Raw genomic sequence first — 17,791 nt, forward strand, 5'->3', positions numbered from 1 at the left:
CGTCCCGTCCGCACGGACCTCGAGCGTGGCGTCCGGCGCGACCCAGCCCGAGCCGCTCTTCGCCTTCACCCGGACCGGGACGGCCGAGGTGTCCAGGCGGAAGGACTTGCCGTCCGGATTCGCGAACGTCGTCGACGAATCGGTGCGCTCACCCATCACCTCGACGGGCTTACCGGACTTCTTCGCGTCCTTGAGCGCCTGATCGCTCTCGCTGACCGGTGGAGCGGCGGCAGCATCCGCCACCGAAGTGAACGAAGGTGCGGCGCTCACCACGAGCACCGCGCCGAGCACCGTGGCGACGGCACGCCAAAGTCGGCCTCTGTCTGAAGGCATGTTGTCAACTTCCCCAAGTGACACCGGATCCCCGATCCGGCGTGAAACGAATCCAGCCGCACCCCTGCGGCAGACACCCGGAGTGCACCCTCCAGGGCTAAACGCCCGTTAAAGCCGCAGGCCAAAGGGGTTAACGCCCTTGAGGGGAGGGGCAGTAGGCGCTCAGGGGACACCCGGGAGACCGACGCGATCCGGTCGGCGGGAAACGGTGGCGGGGGCGTCTCAGCCGCCCGCCGACCACCGCTTTCCGGACATCCAGGCTCCGCACGAAGCCGCGCCGCGGCGGGCCGCCGGCGGGGACGGCGGCCTCCGGCGGGGGCCGGTGGGGGCGCGCAGTAGGGTGGGCCGCATGACAACCGGGGTGCGGCGCAGGATGGGTGTCGAGGAGCGGCGGCAGCAGCTGATCGGGGTGGCGCTGGAGCTGTTCAGCCACCGGTCGCCCGACGATGTGTCCATCGACGAGATCGCGGCGGCCGCGGGGATATCGCGGCCGCTCGTCTACCACTATTTTCCGGGCAAACTGAGCCTGTACGAGGCTGCGTTGCGGCGGGCCGCCGATGAGCTGGCGCTGCGGTTCGTGGAGCCGCAGGAGGGCTCGCTCGGGTCGCGGCTGCTGCGGGTGATGGGGCGGTTCTTCGCCTTCGTCGACGACCACGGGCCCGGGTTCTCGGCGCTGATGCGGGGCGGGCCGGCCATCGGGAGCAGCCGGGCCAACGCGATGATCGACGAGGTCCGCCAGGCCGCGTACGAGCAGATCCTCGCGCACCTGGGCGTCGACAAGCCGCCCGCGCGCCTCGCGCTCGTCGTGCGGTCGTGGGTGTCGCTGGCCGAGTCGACGGCACTGCTCTGGCTGGACGGCCGGGAGATCCCGCGCTCCGAGCTGGAGTTGCAGCTCGTGCACGACTTCGCGGCGCTGGCCGCGGTCAGTGCCGCGTACGACGCGGAGATGGCGGGCATCCTCGTACGGATCCTCGCGGACGAGCCGGCCGACGGGCCGTTCGGGGAACTGGTGGGGCGGCTGGTGGCGCTCGTTCCGGCCGGGGTGCCCGCTCCGCGTTGATCATCCGGGTGGTCATAATGCTCGCGTGATGATTGACGACGGGATCTTGTTCCGGCAGGCCGAGGCGAAGGACGCCGGCACCCTGGTGGCGCTGTACGACCAGGCCTCCCGGTGGATGCGGGCCAATGGGATCGACCAGTGGAAGCCCGGCGAGAAGGATGTCGACCACTTCCGTGCGCGGATGGGCGACGGCGAGGTGTGGCTCGGCGGGGACTCCGACGGGCGGGTGGTCGGGGCCTACGAGCTGTGGTGGTCCGACGAGGAGGCCTGGGGCATCCAGCCGCCCGTCGCCGGCTACGTGCACCGGCTGATGGTCGAACGCGAGGCCGCGCCCGCCGGGGCCGGCCGGCGGCTGCTCGAACATGCCGAGCGGCGTATCGCCAGGACCGGCCGCGAACGGGCGCGGCTGGACTGCGTCTCCACCAACCCCCGGCTGCTCGCGTACTACCAGGGCGCGGGCTACCGGGTGACCGGGGAGCTCCCCAACAAGGTGGGGAAGGACGGCAGGGTCTACGGGGTGATCCTGCTGGAGAAGCGGCTCGATCAGCTCACGCTCGTCTGACCCGCCCCCTCGCAGGATCCGCCCCGCCCCCGGCTCAGCCCCGCTTGAAGACGGCCACCGTGCGGGCCGGGACCGTGAACTCTCCCTTCGCCGTGTCGTACGCCGCCTGCCGGGCCGCCGCGTCGGAGCCCGCGGCCTGCACCGGGTGCAGGGCGTAGCCCGTGCCGGCGAGGGCGGGGACGCGCTGGGTCTGGGCGGCGGGGGTGGCGTTGAAGACGACCACCAGGTTGCCCAGGGTCATCGTGATCACGCCCGGGGTCTCCGCGGTTCCCGACAGCGGGAAGGCCAGCTTCGACTGGACCGCCTCGGACGTCGTGAGGGCGAAGGCCGGCTCCGTCGTACGGATCTTCAGCAGGTCGCGGTAGGCGGCCGAGGCTCCGGTGATCTCCGCGCAGCCCGGGGCGGCTCCCGCGGCCAGCAGCGGCTGGGCGTAGAGCCACTTCGAGCGGTTGTCGGCGGCCGGCGGCAGGCCGAGCCCGAAGCCGTTGCCGTCGCGGCAGTCCCAGTGGATGGCGTTGAACCAGTCGCCGCTGTCGTACGAGTTGCGGTCCAGGGACTTGGAGCGGAGCAGGTCCGTGCCCGCCTGGGAGAGCGACGGGCCCTGGGAGAGGGCGGCGACGGACATCGCCAGGACCTGCGAACGGGCCTGGTCGGCGGCCGAAGTACCCTCCGGAATCTTGTACTTCAGGGCGTCGAAGAGCGACTCGTTGTCGTGCGCGTCGACGTAGGCCAGCGCGTCGCCGGGGGCGGCCGCGTACCCGGCCGGGGAGCCGTTGTAGTCCACCTCGGAGCCCTTGGTCTCGCGGCCGGTGGAGTCCGTAAAGGCGTACGAGGCGAGGTTGCCGGTCAGCCCGACCTTGATCAGGTCCTGGCCGTGCAGCAGCCGGACCCGCTGCTGTTCCGAAGTGCCGTTCGCCGGGGATGAGTTCGGCGCCGTGAACAGGCCGGACGCGAAGCCCTGTACGCGCGGGTCCTCGTCGAAGGGGCCGCCGCCGCGCACCGCGTCGCGGGCCCGGTCGGAGAAGGTGGCGATGCCGGTGCCGGCCATGTTCCGCTGGGTGGCCTGGACGAAGCGGGCGTCGTCGGCGACCTCGCCGAAGTTCCAGCCCTCCCCGTAGAGGACGATCTTCTTCCCGTCCACGCCGTCCTTGGCGACGGTCAGCGCGTCGAGGGCGGCGCGCACCGCCAGGATGTTGGCCTTCGGGTGGTGGCCCATGAGGTCGAAGCGGAAGCCGTCGACCTTGTACTGCTTGGCCCAGGCGACCACCGAGTCCACGACGAGACGGCCCATCATGGCGTTCTCGGGCGCGGTGTTGGCGCAGCAGGTGGACGTCGCGACGGATCCGTCGGCCAGGAGCCGCTGGTAGTAGCCGGGGACGATGCGGTCCAGGACCGACTTGTCCGACTGGCCGGACGCCACCGTGTGGTTGTAGACCACGTCCATGACCGTGCGCAGGCCCGCGCCGTTCAGGGACTGCACCATGCGGCGGAACTCCACCGTGCGCGCCGTGCCGTTCGGGTCGCTCGCGTAGGAGCCCTCGGGGACCGTGTAGTGCAGCGGGTCGTAGCCCCAGTTGTACGAGTCCTTCGCGGCCGCGGCCGCCACGCAGGCCTGCTGCTCCTGCGAGTCCGGGGCGTAGACCTTCAGGTCACAGGCGGGCTCGGTGCGGTCCGCCGCCTTCTCGGGGATGGTGCCGATGTCGAAGGCGGGCAGGAGGTGGACGTAGGAGGTCCCGGCGGCGGCCAGGTCGCGCAGGTGGCGCATGCCGTCAGAGCCGGTGTCCGCGAAGGCCAGGTACTGGCCGGCGTGGGTGGTGGTGCGGTCCGCGACCGAGAAGTCGCGGATGTGCAGCTCCTGGATCTGCGCGGAGGTGAAGGGGACGGGCGCGGGCTTCTTCAGGTCGCGCCAGCCGGGCGGGGCCAGCTTCGGGTCGGCCAGGTCCACGGCCAGGCTGTACGTGGAGTCCGTGGTCAGGGCCGTGGAGTACGGGTCGGTGACCAGGTTCCGGACGACCTGCCCGGCGGCCGGCGCCCAGACGGTGACGGCGAAGCGGTACCGCTTGCCGGTCCAGCTCCGGTCGCCGCGCACCGACCAGACGCCGGTGGCGTCGTCGCGGTGCATGGCGACGGTGCGGCCGCCGTCCCCGTCGAGTTCGAGGGCGACCTCCCGGGCCGTGGGGGCCCAGACGGAGAGGGCGGGGCGGCCGTCCTTGAAGACGGGGCCGAGCGGGGCGTCGTTCGCGTACAGGTCGTCGAGTACGCCCGCGAGCTGGACGCCGGTGGCGGCCAGGACGGCGCCGCCGGCCGTACGGGCACTCGCCACGAGCTGGCCGCGCAGCGCTTCCTGGATCCGGCCGCGGTCGCGGTCGCGCGGGTCGATGGTGAACGCGGCGTACGAGGCCAGGTGCGGGAACTTCTGCTTCTGCGCGGCGGTGAGCTCGGTCTTGGCCAGGCGGAGCCAGGCGGCGGCCTCGGTGCCGGTCAGGGTGCCGTTCTCCGCCTTGACCTTGCCGTCGCGGGAGGCGAGGAGCTGGAGGGAGGCGGCGGCGGGCGGGGCGTTCCAGGCGAGGGTGTCGCGGTCGATCCAGACGGCCTGGGCCTTGGTGAGGTCGAGGGCCGCGGCCGAACCGGCGGGCTGCGGAAGGAGGTACTTGTCCTTGCCGCCCAGCATCCACGCCTCGTGGCCGGTGGCCTTCAGGTCGAGGGACTGGTCGGAGGGCAGGTCCTTCTCGTCGCCCTTGTGGAGGATGTAGCTGAGGCTGGTCGCCCCGGCCGCGAGCGGGACCTCGTACACCGCGCCGTAGGAGTCGGTGCGGGTGGGAAGCAGCGGCTTGGACCACTCGGTCGGGTTCGCCGCGCCGGTCCAGACGTGCAGGCCCCAGCCGTCGTAGGCGCCGTCGGGGCGCTGGTAGTGCAGGACGGCCTTCGCGGTGTCCTGCGGCGGGTAGGCGGGGCGCTCGGGGCGCGGGGCTTCCTTGCCCTGCTCGAGCCAGACCTCGCCGGTCTTCGTCACGTCGATGGTGCGGTCGGCGGCGACGTCCTTGTTGCCGTTCTTGTCGATGACGAGGTAACCGACGCTGCTCGCACCGGGCTTCAACTTCACGTAGGCGAAGGCGCCGTACGCGTCGCGGCCGGTGAAGTCGTGGCCGGCGGGCCAGGGGGTCGCCTCTCCGTCGGCGAGGTCGCCCCAGGCGTAGAGGCGCCAGTCGGTGTAGTCGCCGTCGGGGCGGTTGTAGTGGACGACGGCGTAGTCGCGCTGGGTGGCGGTGGGGATCTCGGCGGGCGGGGCCTGGCCGGCGGTGGACCCGGCGAGGGCGCTCGCGGTGCGGCCGGCGGAGTCGACGACGACGGCCTTGTAGCGCAGGGCGGTGCCCGCGGGGGCGGTGGCACCGTCGATGTGCTGGGTGACCTTGTACGGGGCGTGGTCGGCGGAGCCGAGGACCTGCCACTTGCCGTTGCCGGTCTGGGCTGCGAAGACGACCCGGTTCAGGCCGCCGCCGGTGACGTCGGCGGTGAGCTCGACGGTGCCGGTGGCGCCGGGGGCCGGTGCCTTGAGGGTGACGGCGGGCTTGGCGGCGGGGGCGGCGAGCGGGGCGGCACCCTGGAGGACCACCGAGCCGAGCGCGGGGACGGTGACGGTGAGCTTGCCGGTGGCGGAGGCGCGCACGAGCGCGGTGCCGGCGGCTGCTCCTCCTCCGTACAGAGTGCGGTACTGGGCGCCGGCCGGGGCGTCGAGCTCGATGGTGCGGGGCTCGGTGCCGTTGTTGGCGGCGACCAGGTACTCGGTGCGCGTCCGGGCGTCGGTGCGGGCGAAGGCGTAGGCCGAACCGTCGGAGAAACGTTCACTCTGGACGCCGTCCCGCAGGGCCGGGTGGTCCTTCGTCAGCTTCGAGAGAGCACTGATCTGCTTGTAGAGCGGGTGCTCCGGATCGTAAGCATCGCTCGCGTGTGTGCGCACCGTTCCGAGCTGGTCGTCGTCCAGGTAGTCGGCGATCTGCGAGGCGAAGAGCGGCTGACGCGCGTCCTTGTCGCCGCCGGCGCCGGTGAAGCCCTGCTCGTCACCGGCGTAGACGACCGGATTGCCCCGTGAGAAGAACATCAGCTCGTTCGCCAGCCGGTAGCGGCCCAGCAGCTCCTGTTCCCCCGCGCCCGGCCGGTCCTGCTTCAGGAAGGTCCCGAAGCGGCCCATGTCGTGGTTGCCGAGGAAGGAGACCTGCTCGTACGCGTTCGCCTTGTCCGTCGTGTACCGGTAGTCGTCACCGAAGACGGAGGCCAGCCGCTGGGCTCCCGCGCCCTGGGAGGCGTAGGAGCGGATCGCCTCCTGCAGCGGGAAGTCGAGCGTGGCGTCGAGGCGGCCCCGCGTCACGTACGGGGAGGTGACGGCCGTGTCGGCCGAGTAGACCTCGCCGAACATGAAGAAGTCCTCGCGGCCGCGCCGGGCCGCGTACTTGTCGAGGGCGGTGGCCCACTGCGACCAGAAGCCGGTGTTGACGTGCTTGACCGTGTCGATCCGGAAGCCGTCGATGTCGAAGTCCTTGACCCACTTCTCGTAGATCTTCTCCATCCCCTCCACGACCTCGGGACGCTCGGTCCACAGGTCGTCGAGGCCGAAGAAGTCGCCCTGGTCGGACGATTCGCCGGCGAAGGTGGAGTCGCCCCGGTTGTGGTACATCGCCGGGTCGTTGAGCCAGGACGGCGACTTGAGGTTCTTCTTCGCGTCCGGGACGAAGGGTGTCCGCGGGAAGGAGTCGTTGTCCACGGCCGGGAACTTCTTCCCGCCGTCGGCGGCCGCTCCCGAATGGAACGCAGTGTTGTCCTCGAAGGGCACGCCGTCCTTGGCCAGGTAGGGGAAGGCGCCCTTGGAGAGGTACTCGTAGGACGCCTCCCGGTAGTCGACGACATCGGCGGTGTGGTTGGTGATGACGTCGAAGAAGACCTTCATGCCCTTCCCGTGCGCCTTGTCGATCAGGCGCTCCAGGTCGGCGTTGGTCCCGAAGTGCGGGTCGACCTGGGTGAAGTCGGTGATCCAGTAGCCGTGGTAGCCGGCCGACGCGTCCTTGCCCGTCCCCTGCACCGGCTGGTTCTTGAAGATCGGCGCCATCCAGATGGCCGTGGTGCCGAGCCCCTTGATGTAGTCGAGCCGGTCGGTCAGCCCCTTGAGGTCGCCGCCCTGGTAGAAGCCCTTGTCCGTCGGGTCCAGACCGGTCTCCAGCCGGGTACCGGTCAGGCCGCCCCGGTCGTTGCGCGGATCGCCGTTCGCGAACCGGTCCGGGAGCACGAAGTAGAACTGCTCCCGGGTCAGATCGTGCCGCGCGGGCTCGGCCGCCAGCTTGGCGTCCGAGGGCGGGGCCGGCGGCGCCTTGGCGGCCGCCGCGGCGGCGGGGAGGGCGGGCAGGAGCGTCACGGCCAGGGCGGCGGCGAGCACTCCCGCGGCGGGGCGTATCAAGAGGGTTCTCCTCGGGTGCGGGACGGGCGGGACGGGAGGGTCAGTTGCGCCAGGTGTCGTTCAGCGTGACCTTGCCGCTCGCGGGGACGGTCGCGGAGCGGTTGGCCCCGCTCTCCCAGGTGACGTTCCCGGCGGCGTCCTTGCGGACGTACTTGTACGCGAAGACCGTGCCGGGCGGGAGCGAGACGTCCAGCTTCCAGACGGGGTAGGCGGCCGGGTCGAGCTTGAGGGCGCTGCCGGTGTTCCAGCTGCCGAGCTCGGCGCGGTCACCGGTGACGTAGACGTTCTGGCCGAGGACGGTGGTGGCGTTGACGGCGAAGGAGGCTCCGGCGGCCGGGACCGGGTCGGGCACGGGTGTACCCGTACCGGCACAGGTCCGGGCACCGACGTGCAGGGCGACGGCCGTACCCGCGCCGAGGGTGGCGGTGAACCGCCCGCCGGAGTCCACGGTGACCGCGCGGCCGCTCTGCACGTCGCAGTAGTCGCCGGCCGCGAGGGAGGTCTGGAACGTCCGGGTGAGCGCCGAGCCCTCGTGGTTGATCGCCACGTACGCCTTGGCACCGCGCCCGAAGGCGATCTGGTCGCCCCCGTTGTCCCACCAGTTGGTGACGGCCTGCCCGCGCGCCGCGTTGCGGAAGCCGACCATCGAGGAGATCTCGCGCCAGGCGTGCTGGCACTTCCAGCCCTCGGAGTAGCAGGCGTTCACGGTCCCGCCGTTGGGCGGGCCGGCGTCACGGTCGGTCCACTCGTAGCCGGAGTGCACGTCCGGGGACCCGTAGGGCCAGGCCAGCATGAACACGCTGGCGAGGGTGTAGGCGGACCCGTCCTTGTAGCTGAGGGTGTCGCCGCCGCGCTCGGTGTCGTGGTTGTCGACGAAGACGCCGGCCTGGCCGGAGGGCATGTGGCCCCAGGCCTCCCCGAAGTTCTTCAGGTAGGCGAGGTTCTCGCTCTGGAAGACCCGCTTGAGGTCGCGGGCGTAGCGGAACTCCTGCACGTCGCCGCTGCCCAGGTACTCGGACGGCGAGACGGCCTCGCCCGCGCCGTAGATCGCCTCCTGCTTCCAGTAGGCGTTCGGGTTCGCCAGCCGGGACTTGATGTTGGCGAGGTCGGCGGCGGGCATGTGCTTCGCGGCGTCGATCCGGAAGCCGTCGACGCCGAGGGACAGCAGGTCGTTGAGATAGCCGGCGATCCGGCCGCGCACGTAGTCCTCGCCGGTGTCGAGGTCGGCGAGCTGGACCAGCTCGCAGTTCTGGACGTTGGCGCGGTCGGTGTAGGTGGAGATCGTCGCCCGGCAGTCGTCCATGTCGGTCCCGGAGTACAGCCCCGGGTAGTTGTACTTCGTGTACGAAGTCCCCCCGGTCCCGGTGCCGTCGGAGGCGGCCATGTGGTTGATGACGGAGTCGGCGACGACCTTCACTCCGGCGGCGTGACAGGCGTCGACCATCGCCTTGAAGGCCGCCCGGTCACCGAGCCGCCCGGCTATCCGGTAGCTGACGGGCTGGTACGAGGTCCACCACTGGGACCCTTGGATGTGCTCCTGCGGGGGCGAGACCTGGACGTAGCCGTACCCGGCGGGCCCGAGGCTGTCGCCGCAGGCCTTGGCCACGGAGTCGAACCGCCACTCGAAGAGCACGGCGGTGACGTCCTTCTCCCCGGGCGCGGCGGCCACGGCCTGCGGCGCGGGGCCTCCGATGACGGCGAGGGCGGACAGGGCGGTCACGGCGGATACGGAAAGCAGCGCGGCGGCGGCTCTGGCGGCGCGAGCGGGGGTGAACATGCGGCGTTCCTCCTGGCGGAGAGGCACGGACCGAGCGGTGGTGGGAGACCGGTCGCGGCCGAGTTGGGGATTGGAGCGACCGTAGGTGCCAGGCGGGGGTGCTGCAAGAGTTTGCGCAAGAGATTGCAGAATTGTTTCGTGGGGGTGGCCGGGGGCGGCGGGACGGCGAGCCGGGCGTTGACGGCTGGGCGGGGGTGAGGGTGGAGGGGTGGGGCGTCGGGTTGGCGGGGCACCCGCAGCACAGGCCATCCACCCCGCAGCCCCCACCCCGCAGCCCCCGCTCAAAGCGCCGGCGTGCGCGTGACGCGGCTGGCTATCGCGTGCTGGGCGCGGGCCATTGCCTTGAGGATCCAGCCGATGACGTACAGGCAGGCCAGCCAGCCGAGTGCGTGGACCAGCCAGACGCCGGCCAGGGTGGGGCCGCCCCAGGCCTGGTGGTAGTCGGTGGCGCCGTACCAGATCGGGTATCCGAGGTTGCGCACCGTGTTGAACACCGAGTACGCGCCGAGGACGAGGGCGGCGAGGTCCAGCGGGAGGCCGAGGAGTATTCGGGCCGTGACGCGCGGGGCGGTCCAGCCGGGGGCGCCGCTGGCCCAGGTCTGCAGCCGGTCGGCCCGCCGGCCCTGGCCGACTCCGGTGAGGGCGACGCTCGCGAGTCCCACCGGGAGCGCCAAGGCCGTGCGCGCGGCCCGCGCACCCCACGTCCGGAGGGCCGGAACGAGGGTGCCGAGCATGGTGGTCTTCTGACTGGACATCGTGCTGCTCCCCGCTGGGTGGGCCTCGGTGACAGGCTCATGCTCCCGCGGGGAGCTTTTAGGCCGCGTCCCGCTGTGGAGTGGGATTCGCGCGTAGTACTTAAGTATCAAGATCACTTGCGGGCAGCCGGATCGGCCGCCCGCTCAGTGCCCCGGCCCCTGTCCCGTCGACCCCCTGACCACCAGCTCCGGCTGGAAGACGTACTCCGTGCGCTGGACCGGGGTCCCGGCCACCGCTTCGAGGAGGGCTCCGACCGCCGCCGTCGCCATCGCGCGCACCGGCTGGCGGATCGTGGTCAGCGGCGGGTCCGTGAAGGCGATCAGCGGGGAGTCGTCGAAGCCGACCACCGAGACGTCCTCCGGGACGCGCAGCCCCCGCTCGCGCGCCGCGCGGATGACGCCCAGGGCCATGGGGTCGCTGCCGCACACGATGCCCGTGCAGCCGCGGTCCAGCAGGGCTCCGCCCGCCGCGTGGCCGCCCTCCACCGTGAACAGGGTGCGCTGGATCAGCCCGTCGGCCGCGGCCGAGGGAAGCGCGGCCTTGAAGCCCGCCTCCTTGCGGGCCGACGGGACGTAGCGCGTCGGCCCGATGGCGAGGCCGATCCTGCGGTGGCCCAGGTCCTCCAGGTGGCGGACGGCCATGTCCGCCGCCGCGCGGTCGTCCGGGGAGATGAACGGGGCCTGGACCTGTTCGTTGAAGCCGTTGATCATGACGAACGGGACGCCCCGGGCCGCGAGCCGCTGGTAGCGGGACGGGTCGGCGGAGGAGTCCGCGTGCAGGCCCGACAGGAAGACGATGCCCGTGACCCCGCGCTCCTCCAGCTGTTCCACCAGCTCGTCCTCGGTGGCCCCGCCCGGGGTCTGCGTGCAGAGCACCGGCGTGTAGCCGTGCCCCGCCAGCGCCTGCTCGATGACCTGGGCGAACGCCGGGAAGATGGGGTTGGTGAGCTCCGGTATCAGCAGGCCGACCAGGCCGTTGCTGCGCCGGCGCAGCCTTACCGGGCGTTCGTAGCCCAGCAGGTCCATGGCGGCCAGCACCTTGTGCCGGGTGCCGGCCGCGACGCCCGATTTGCCGTTGACGACGCGGCTGACGGTCGCCTCGCTGACCTCGGCCTGCGCGGCGATGTCCGTCAGCCGGAGCGGCGAAGTCACCCCCGCCACCACACCGCCGTGTCGGGTGCCAGTACGTCCGGGTCGGCAAGGTCCCCGCTCGACAGCAGGGCGGTGCCCGGCGCGGGTATGCGTACCGGCTCGTCCGTCGTGTTCACCGTGCAGGTGAAGTCGCCCCGGCGGAAGGCGAGGACGCCCGCGGGGGCCTCCAGCCACTCGACGGCGTCGCCGGCGCCCAGTTCGGGGTGCTCGCGGCGGATCCGCAGGGCGGCGCGGTACAGCTCCAGCGTCGAGGCGGGGTCGCCGGTCTGGGCGGCCACGCTCAGGCCGCCCCAGTCGGCGGGCTGGGGCAGCCAGCTGCCGCCGTCGCCGAAGCCGTACGGGGCTTCGCCGCCGGACCACGGGATCGGTACCCGGCAGCCGTCGCGCAGCCCGTCCTGGCCCTCGCCCCGGGCGAAGGCCGGGTCCTGGCGGACCGAGTCCGGAAGGTCGAGCACCTCCGGCAGACCCAGCTCCTCGCCCTGGTAGACGTACGCCGACCCGGGCAGCGCCAGCATCAGCAGAGCGGCAGCCCTCGCCCGGGCCAGACCCCGCGCCCCACCCCCGTACCGCGTCACATGACGCACCACATCGTGGTTCGACAACACCCACGTCGTCGGAGCACCGACCGGGCGCATCGCGTCCAGCGAGTCGTCGATGGTGGCGCGCAGCGCCTGCGCGTCCCACCCGGTGTTCAGGTAGTGGAAGTTGAACGCCTGGTGGAGCTCGTCGGGGCGCAGGTACATGGCCGTGCGGTCCGCGCTCGGCGTCCACGCCTCGGCGACGCCGATGCGGTCGCCCGCGTACTCGTCGAGCACGGTCCGCCAGGAGCGGTAGATCTCGTGGACCCCGTCCTGGTCGAAGAAGGGCAGGACCTGGTTGCCGAGCAGTTTGAGCTGCCCGCCCCGGCCGAGGTCGGGCAGGCCGGGAGCCTTGACGAGGCCGTGGGCGACGTCGATGCGGAAGCCGTCGACGCCGAGGTCGAGCCAGAAGCGCAGGATCGAGCGGAACTCGTCCTGGACCGCGGGGTGTTCCCAGTTGAAGTCGGGCTGTTCGGGGGCGAAGAGGTGGAGGTACCACTCTCCGTCGGCGACTCGGGTCCAGGCCGGCCCGCCGAAGATCGACTCCCAGTCGTTGGGCGGCTCGGTGCCGTCCTCGCCGGATCCGGCCCGGAAGTGGAAGCGTTCGCGCAGCGGGGAGCCGGGGCCCTCGCGCAGCGCCTGCTTGAACCATTCGTGCTGGTCGGAGCAGTGGTTGGGGACCAGGTCCACGATGATCCGCAGGTCCAGCGCGTGGGCTTCGCGGATCACGGCGTCGGCGTCGTGCAGCGTGCCGAACATCGGGTCGATGGCCCGGTAGTCGGCGACGTCGTAGCCCGCGTCGGCCTGCGGGGAGGCGTAGAAGGGGCTGAGCCACACGGCGTCGACGCCGAGTTCCTTCAGGTAGGGCAGCCGGCTCCGGATGCCTTCGAGGTCCCCCATGCCGTCCCCGTTGGAGTCGGCGAAGCTGCGCGGATAGACCTGGTAGATCACCGCTTCTCTCCACCAGCCGGGCAGGGTGCCGGTGGAGGTGGGGAGTGCGTCGGCGAGGTGCTGGGTCATGTCGTCCTTGGAGAGGTCGGGCCGGGCGGTACGAGGGGCGGGGCGCGGGGTGGTCAGCCCTTGGTCGCGCCTGCCGTCATCCCGGCGACGAGGTGACGCTGGGCGAAGAGGAAGAAGAACGCCGCGGGGATGGCGATGAGGACGGAGGCCGCGCTCATCGCACCCCAGTTGGAGGTGTACTGGGTGACGAAGGTCTGCAGGCCTCCGGCCAGGGTGAGGTGCTCGTCCCCGACCATGAAGGCGGAGGCGTAGGCGACTTCGCCCCAGGCGGTGATGAAGGCGTAGAAGCCGGTGACGGCGAGGCCGGGCTTGGCCAGCGGGAGGATGAGGCGCCAGAAGGTGCCGAAGGGGTTGAGCCCGTCGACGCGGCCGGATTCGTCGATCTCCACCGGGATGGTGTCGAAGAAGCCCTTCATCATCCAGGCGCAGAACGGCACGGCGATGGTGAGGTAGGTGATGATCAGGCCGAGCGACTGGTTCAGCAGCCCCAGCTGTCCCATGAGGTTGTAGAGCGGGACGATGAGGATGGCCATCGGGAACATCTGCGTGATGAGCAGGGTCCACATCAGCGGCTTCATTCCGGGGAACTTGAAGCGGCTGACGGCGTATCCGGTGGTGGCGGCGATGAACACCCCGAGGACGGTGGTGATGCCGGCGACCAGGACGGAGTTGCCGAACCAGGTGAGGAAGGACGTCGACTCCACCAGGTAGCGGTAGTTGTCGAGGGTCGGTTCCTTCACGAAGTCCGTGGTGATGGCGTGCTTCGCGGGTTTGATCGAGGTCAGCAGGACCCACAGCACCGGGAAGACGGCGATCACGGACGCGCCGATCAGCGTGGCGTGCAGGCCCGCGGAGGCGAGCGGGGAGCGCCGGCCGCGGGGGCGGACGGCGGTCTTGGGCGAGGTCGTCACGGTCACCACACCTCTCCCTGCTTGCGCAGCGAGCGCCGGTAGACCAGCGCGAAGATCATGAGCAGCAGGAGGATCAGTACGCCCCAGGTCGCCGAGCCGGCGAAGTCGCGCGGGCTCGTCACGAACGCCTCGCGGAAGGCCTGGGTCACCAGGATCTCGGTGGAGTCGCCCGGTCCGCCCCGGGTGAGCAGGAAGATCACCGGGAACATGTTGAAGGTCCAGATGGTGGAGAGCAGGATCACCGTCATGCTGACCGCGCGCAGTCCGGGCAGGGTGATGTGGCGGAAGCGCTGCCAGGGGCCGGCCCCGTCCATCTCGGCGGCCTCGTAGAGCTCGCCGGGGATGGACTGCATCCCGCCGAGCAGGGCGACCATCATGAAGGGGACGCCGAGCCAGACGTTGACGGCGATGACCGAGAGCTTGGCCCAGGTCGGGTCGTCGAGCCACGGGACGGCGGTGATGCCGCCGCCTTCGAGGAGCTTGTTGAGGATGCCGTTGTCGCGGTTGAAGAGGAACCGCCAGGCGAAGACGGAGACGAATCCGGGCACGGCCCAGGGCAGGATGAGCGCCATCCGGTAGGCGGCGCGGCCCTTGAAGTCCCGGTTGAGCATGGTGGCGAGGGCGAGGCCGAGCGTGAAGGTGATCGACACGCAGGCGACGGTCCACAGCACCGTCCACACCAGCCGCTGCAGGAACACCGGGTCGGCGAGGACGGTGGCGTAGTTGTCGAGTCCGACGAACTGGTACGTCGCCTCGATGTGGTTGGCGCCGATCGTCCGGGCGACGTTGCGCTCGGTGGCGTCGGTCAGCGACAGGTAGATGCCGCGGACGAGCGGCCAGCCGATGATCACGCCGAGGACGAGCACCACCGGGGTGACCATGGCCCAGGCGTACCAGTGGGTGGCCAGCGCGCGCCTCAGTCCGGGGCGGTTGCCGAGTCCGGGGCGGTTCCCGCGGTCAGTCCTGCGGCTCCGGCCGCGGGCGGCGGGGTCGGCGTCAGGACCGACCTCGCTGCCCGCGGCCTTCGCCACCGACTGGCTGGTGTGAGCAGCCATGGTTCGTTACTTCCAGCCCTTGAGGATCTTGCGGAATTCGACGCCGGCCGCCTTGGCCGCGTCCTCCGGGCTCGTCGCCCCGGTGATCGCCTTGGTGTATTCGACCTTGAGCGGCTCGAAGAGGGAGCCGTTCTCCGGGATCCAGGCGCGCTCGACGGCCTTGTCGACGGCCGGCTTGAAGAACTGGACCATCTCGCTGGCCTTGACCTCGGGCTGCTCGTAGGCGGCGGTCCGGGTCGGGAGCAGGCTCAGCTCCTTGGCGGACTGGACCTGCACCTCCTGCGAGGTCATGTAGTCGACGAAGGCCTGCGCGGCGGTGATGTTCTTGGAGCCCGCGTAGACGGCGAGGTCGTGGCCGCCCTGCGGGGCACCCGCCTTGACGGAGCCGGCCGGGACCGCGGCGATGCCGAGGTTGGCCTTGTCCTTGAACTGGTCGCCCGCGTAGCTGTCGGCCACGGCCCAGGGGCCGTTGATCATCATGGCGGCCTCGCCCGACTTGAAGGCGGTCTGCATGTTGGTCCAGCCGTCGGTGGCGTTGGTGATCGCCGCGCCGGAGGTGACCAGGTCGCGGGCGGCCTTGAAGGCCTTGACGCCCGCGGCGTTGTCGACGGTGACCGTCTTGGTCTTCGCGTCGACGAGGTCGCCGCCCTCTCCGTAGATGAGCGGGAGGAACCAGTAGGAGTCGTCGCCGCGCAGGTAGAGGCCGGCCTTGCCGGTCTTGGCCTTGATGGCGGCGGCGGCGGTCTTCAGCTCTTCCAGCGTCTTGGGGGGCTGGACGCCGGCGTCGGCGAGCATCTTCTTGTTGTAGAAGAGGCCCATCGTGTCGATGACCTGCGGGACGCCGTAGGTCTTGCCCTCGTACTTGCCGCTGGCCGCGGCCTGGGGCAGGAACTCGGCGTCGACCTTCTTGGCCGTGTCGGCCGGGACCTCGGCGAGGTAGCCGAGGGAGGCGAAGTCGGCGACCCAGCCCACGTCGGCGCGGATCACGTCGGGGGCCTCGGAGCCGCTGCTGAAGGCGTTCTTGACCTTGTTCTGGGCGTCACCGTACGGAACGTTGACGTACTTGACGGTCACCTTGGGGTGCTTGGCGGTGAACGCCTCGGCGATCTTCTGGAACGACGCCTTCTCGGCGTCGTTCGAGGTGTCCCACCAGGTGACCGTGCCGGAAAGCTCTCCGCCGGCCTTGGTGTCGCCGCTGTCGTTCTTGCCGTCACCGCCGCAAGCCGTCGCCGCGAGCGCCAGAGTCGCGACCAGCGCGGTGGCCGCTATGCCACGCCGCATATGAACTCCTTCGAAGATCCCGGCCGCGCCTCGCGGTCCTGAGTTGCCGAGAACGTAACAAGCCTGCAAGCCGTCCGAAAGAGCTTGCGGCAAATTTCTGCAAGAGAAGCTGATCGTTACATCCGTGTGTCCGTACGGTTGCCGCAGCTTGCTGTTAGTTCGAACCTTCTTCGACTGTCCGGGCCCGCAACCAGGGGGCATGCACTCGCGTTGACCCGATATGACCCACGAGTTGACCGCCTCCCGGCTTGCAAGCGCTTCCAGCAATGCCACCGCAAGCGGCGGCTGGTGGCGCGATGCCGTCATCTATCAGGTGTACGTGCGCTCCTTCGCCGACAGCGACGGCGACGGCTTCGGGGACCTGCGCGGGGTCCGTGAGCGCCTCCCCCACCTGGCCCGGCTGGGGGTCGACGCGGTGTGGCTGACCCCCTTCTACGTCTCCCCGCAGGCGGACGGCGGCTACGACGTCGCCGATTACCGGGCCGTCGACCCGCTCTTCGGGGACCTCTCCGACGCCGACGCCCTCGTCGACTCCGCCCACGCGCTCGGCCTGCGCGTCATCGTGGACGTGGTGCCGAACCACACCTCCGAGCAGCACCCCTGGTTCCGCGAGGCCCTGGCCGGCGTCCCCGGAGCCCGGGACCTCTACCACTTCCGCCCCGGGCGCGGCCCCGGCGGCGCCGAGCCCCCCAACGACTGGAAGTCGGTCTTCGGCGGGCCGGCCTGGAGCCGGACCCCCGACGGAGAGTGGTACCTGCACCTCTTCGCCCCCGAGCAGCCCGACCTGAACTGGGAGCACCCGGAGGTCGCGGAGGAGTTCGCCTCCGTCCTGCGGTTCTGGCTCGACCTCGGCATCGACGGCTTCCGCGTCGACGTGGCCCACGGCATGGTCAAGGCCCCGGGGCTGCCGGACATCGGCCACGGCGCGCAGGCCACGCTGATCGGCACCGAGCCGCTCCCCTTCTTCGACCAGGACGGGGTCCACGAGATCCTCCGCTCCTGGCGGCGGCTGCTCGACTCCTACGAGGGCCCGCGCATCGGGGTCGCCGAGGCCTGGGCGCCCACCTCGGAGCGGCTGGCGCTCTACGTCCGCCCCGACGAGCTGCACCAGGCCTTCAACTTCCGCTTCCTGAACTGCCCGTGGGACCCGGCAGCGATGCGGAAGGTCATCGACGAGTCCCTGGCCGCCACCTCCTCGGTCGGTGCTCCGACGACGTGGGTGTTGTCGAACCACGATGTGGTGCGTCATGTGACGCGGTACGGGGGTGGGGAGCGGGGTCTGGCCCGGGCGAGGGCTGCCGCTCTGCTGATGCTGGCGCTGCCCGGGTCGGCGTACGTCTACCAGGGCGAGGAGCTGGGTCTGCCGGAGGTGCTCGACCTTCCGGACTCGGTCCGCCAGGACCCGGCCTTCGCCCGGGGCGAGGGCCAGGACGGGCTGCGCGACGGCTGCCGGGTACCGATCCCGTGGTCCGGCGGCGAAGCCCCGTACGACTTCGGCGACGGCGGCAGCTGGCTGCCCCAGCCCGCCGACTGGGGCGGCCTGAGCGTGGCCGCCCAGACCGGCGACCCGCACTCCACCCTGGAGCTGTACCGCGCCGCCCTGGAACTGCGCCGCGCGCTGCCCGGCCTCGGCGCCCCCGACGCCGGGCCGCCGACCTGGCTGTCCGCGCCCAAGGACGTCCTCCTCTTCACCCGGCCCGGCTTCGCCTGCACCCTCAACACCCGGCCCGCCGTGCTCGAACTCCCCTCCCCCGGACGCCCCGTTCTCTCCAGCTCTCCGGTGGAGACGGACGGCCGTACCGTCCGGCTTCCCCCGGATTCGTGCACCTGGTGGGCTTTGTAGCGTGCGACCGGTACAGTC

12 protein-coding genes are annotated in these 17,791 nt (G+C 71.2%); 3 read left to right on the top strand and 9 right to left on the bottom strand.

Annotated features, from left to right (window positions below; genetic code table 11):
- Window positions 1–291, bottom strand: a 291-nt coding sequence (locus tag J7F03_RS22775; protein ID WP_214952288.1) for a hypothetical protein, incomplete at its 3' end; no start/stop codon positions are given.
- 391 nt (window positions 292–682) lie between these two features.
- On the opposite strand from J7F03_RS22775, the gene J7F03_RS22780 reads away from it, so the two are divergent.
- Both J7F03_RS22780 and J7F03_RS22785 read left to right on the top strand, forming a co-directional pair.
- Entirely contained in the window at window positions 683–1,393 is a 711-nt protein-coding gene (locus tag J7F03_RS22780; protein WP_214952290.1) for a TetR/AcrR family transcriptional regulator, read from the top strand.
- Window positions 1,394–1,418: 25 nt separating this feature from the next.
- Window positions 1,419–1,955 (top strand): GNAT family N-acetyltransferase, encoded by a 537-nt coding sequence (locus J7F03_RS22785; RefSeq protein WP_308379929.1) that lies wholly within the window; start codon window positions 1,419–1,421, stop codon window positions 1,953–1,955.
- A gap of 34 nt (window positions 1,956–1,989) precedes the next feature.
- Here J7F03_RS22785 and pulA read toward each other — a convergent pair whose 3' ends face one another.
- The 8 genes from pulA to J7F03_RS22825 all read right to left on the bottom strand — a co-directional run bounded on the left by pulA (window position 1,990) and on the right by J7F03_RS22825 (window position 15,930).
- Window positions 1,990–7,401, bottom strand: coding sequence for a pullulanase-type alpha-1,6-glucosidase (gene pulA, locus J7F03_RS22790; RefSeq protein WP_251072331.1), 5,412 nt, complete (start codon window positions 7,399–7,401; stop codon window positions 1,990–1,992).
- Window positions 7,402–7,441: 40 nt separating this feature from the next.
- A complete protein-coding gene (locus J7F03_RS22795) occupies window positions 7,442–9,178 on the bottom strand; it encodes a carbohydrate-binding module family 20 domain-containing protein (RefSeq protein WP_214952292.1) in 1,737 nt (578 codons plus the stop codon).
- Between the two features lie 281 nt (window positions 9,179–9,459).
- Window positions 9,460–9,933 (bottom strand): hypothetical protein, encoded by a 474-nt coding sequence (locus tag J7F03_RS22800; RefSeq protein WP_214952295.1) that lies wholly within the window; start codon window positions 9,931–9,933, stop codon window positions 9,460–9,462.
- 144 nt (window positions 9,934–10,077) lie between these two features.
- Window positions 10,078–11,097, bottom strand: a complete 1,020-nt coding sequence (locus J7F03_RS22805) for a LacI family DNA-binding transcriptional regulator (RefSeq protein WP_214952298.1) — start codon at window positions 11,095–11,097, stop codon at window positions 10,078–10,080.
- Window positions 11,082–12,683 (bottom strand): glycoside hydrolase family 13 protein, encoded by a 1,602-nt coding sequence (locus tag J7F03_RS22810; protein WP_214952300.1) that lies wholly within the window; start codon window positions 12,681–12,683, stop codon window positions 11,082–11,084. The genes J7F03_RS22805 and J7F03_RS22810 overlap by 16 nt, the downstream gene beginning before the upstream one ends.
- Window positions 12,684–12,736: 53 nt before the next feature.
- Entirely contained in the window at window positions 12,737–13,600 is an 864-nt protein-coding gene (locus J7F03_RS22815; RefSeq protein ID WP_214952302.1) for a sugar ABC transporter permease, read from the bottom strand.
- A complete protein-coding gene (locus J7F03_RS22820) occupies window positions 13,597–14,649 on the bottom strand; it encodes a carbohydrate ABC transporter permease (RefSeq protein ID WP_214952304.1) in 1,053 nt (350 codons plus the stop codon). The genes J7F03_RS22815 and J7F03_RS22820 overlap by 4 nt, the downstream gene beginning before the upstream one ends.
- 6 nt (window positions 14,650–14,655) lie before the next feature.
- Window positions 14,656–15,930 carry an extracellular solute-binding protein gene (locus tag J7F03_RS22825; protein ID WP_214952306.1) on the bottom strand — a complete coding sequence of 425 codons (1,275 nt, stop codon included), beginning with the start codon at window positions 15,928–15,930 and terminating at the stop codon, window positions 14,656–14,658.
- 220 nt (window positions 15,931–16,150) lie between these two features.
- Here J7F03_RS22825 and J7F03_RS22830 point away from each other — a divergent pair, with 220 nt between their 5' ends.
- A complete protein-coding gene (locus tag J7F03_RS22830; RefSeq protein WP_214952308.1) occupies window positions 16,151–17,773 on the top strand; it encodes a glycoside hydrolase family 13 protein in 1,623 nt (540 codons plus the stop codon).
- Window positions 17,774–17,791 lie beyond the last annotated feature (18 nt).

The organism is Streptomyces sp. ISL-43 (genome assembly GCF_018614195.1).
Lineage (GTDB): Bacteria > Actinomycetota > Actinomycetes > Streptomycetales > Streptomycetaceae > Streptomyces.

What these genes read in the sequence shown, in the direction of transcription:
- J7F03_RS22780 (WP_214952290.1), top strand. Translation starts at nt 683, where the DNA reads ATGACAACCGGGGTGCGGCGCAGGATGGGTGTCGAGGAGCGGCGGCAG.
- J7F03_RS22795 (WP_214952292.1), bottom strand. Translation starts at nt 9,178, where the DNA reads ATGTTCACCCCCGCTCGCGCCGCCAGAGCCGCCGCCGCGCTGCTTTCC.
- J7F03_RS22800 (WP_214952295.1), bottom strand. Translation starts at nt 9,933, where the DNA reads ATGTCCAGTCAGAAGACCACCATGCTCGGCACCCTCGTTCCGGCCCTC.
- J7F03_RS22810 (WP_214952300.1), bottom strand. Translation starts at nt 12,683, where the DNA reads ATGACCCAGCACCTCGCCGACGCACTCCCCACCTCCACCGGCACCCTG.
- J7F03_RS22820 (WP_214952304.1), bottom strand. Translation starts at nt 14,649, where the DNA reads ATGGCTGCTCACACCAGCCAGTCGGTGGCGAAGGCCGCGGGCAGCGAG.
- J7F03_RS22825 (WP_214952306.1), bottom strand. Translation starts at nt 15,930, where the DNA reads ATGCGGCGTGGCATAGCGGCCACCGCGCTGGTCGCGACTCTGGCGCTC.
- J7F03_RS22830 (WP_214952308.1), top strand. Translation starts at nt 16,151, where the DNA reads ATGACCCACGAGTTGACCGCCTCCCGGCTTGCAAGCGCTTCCAGCAAT.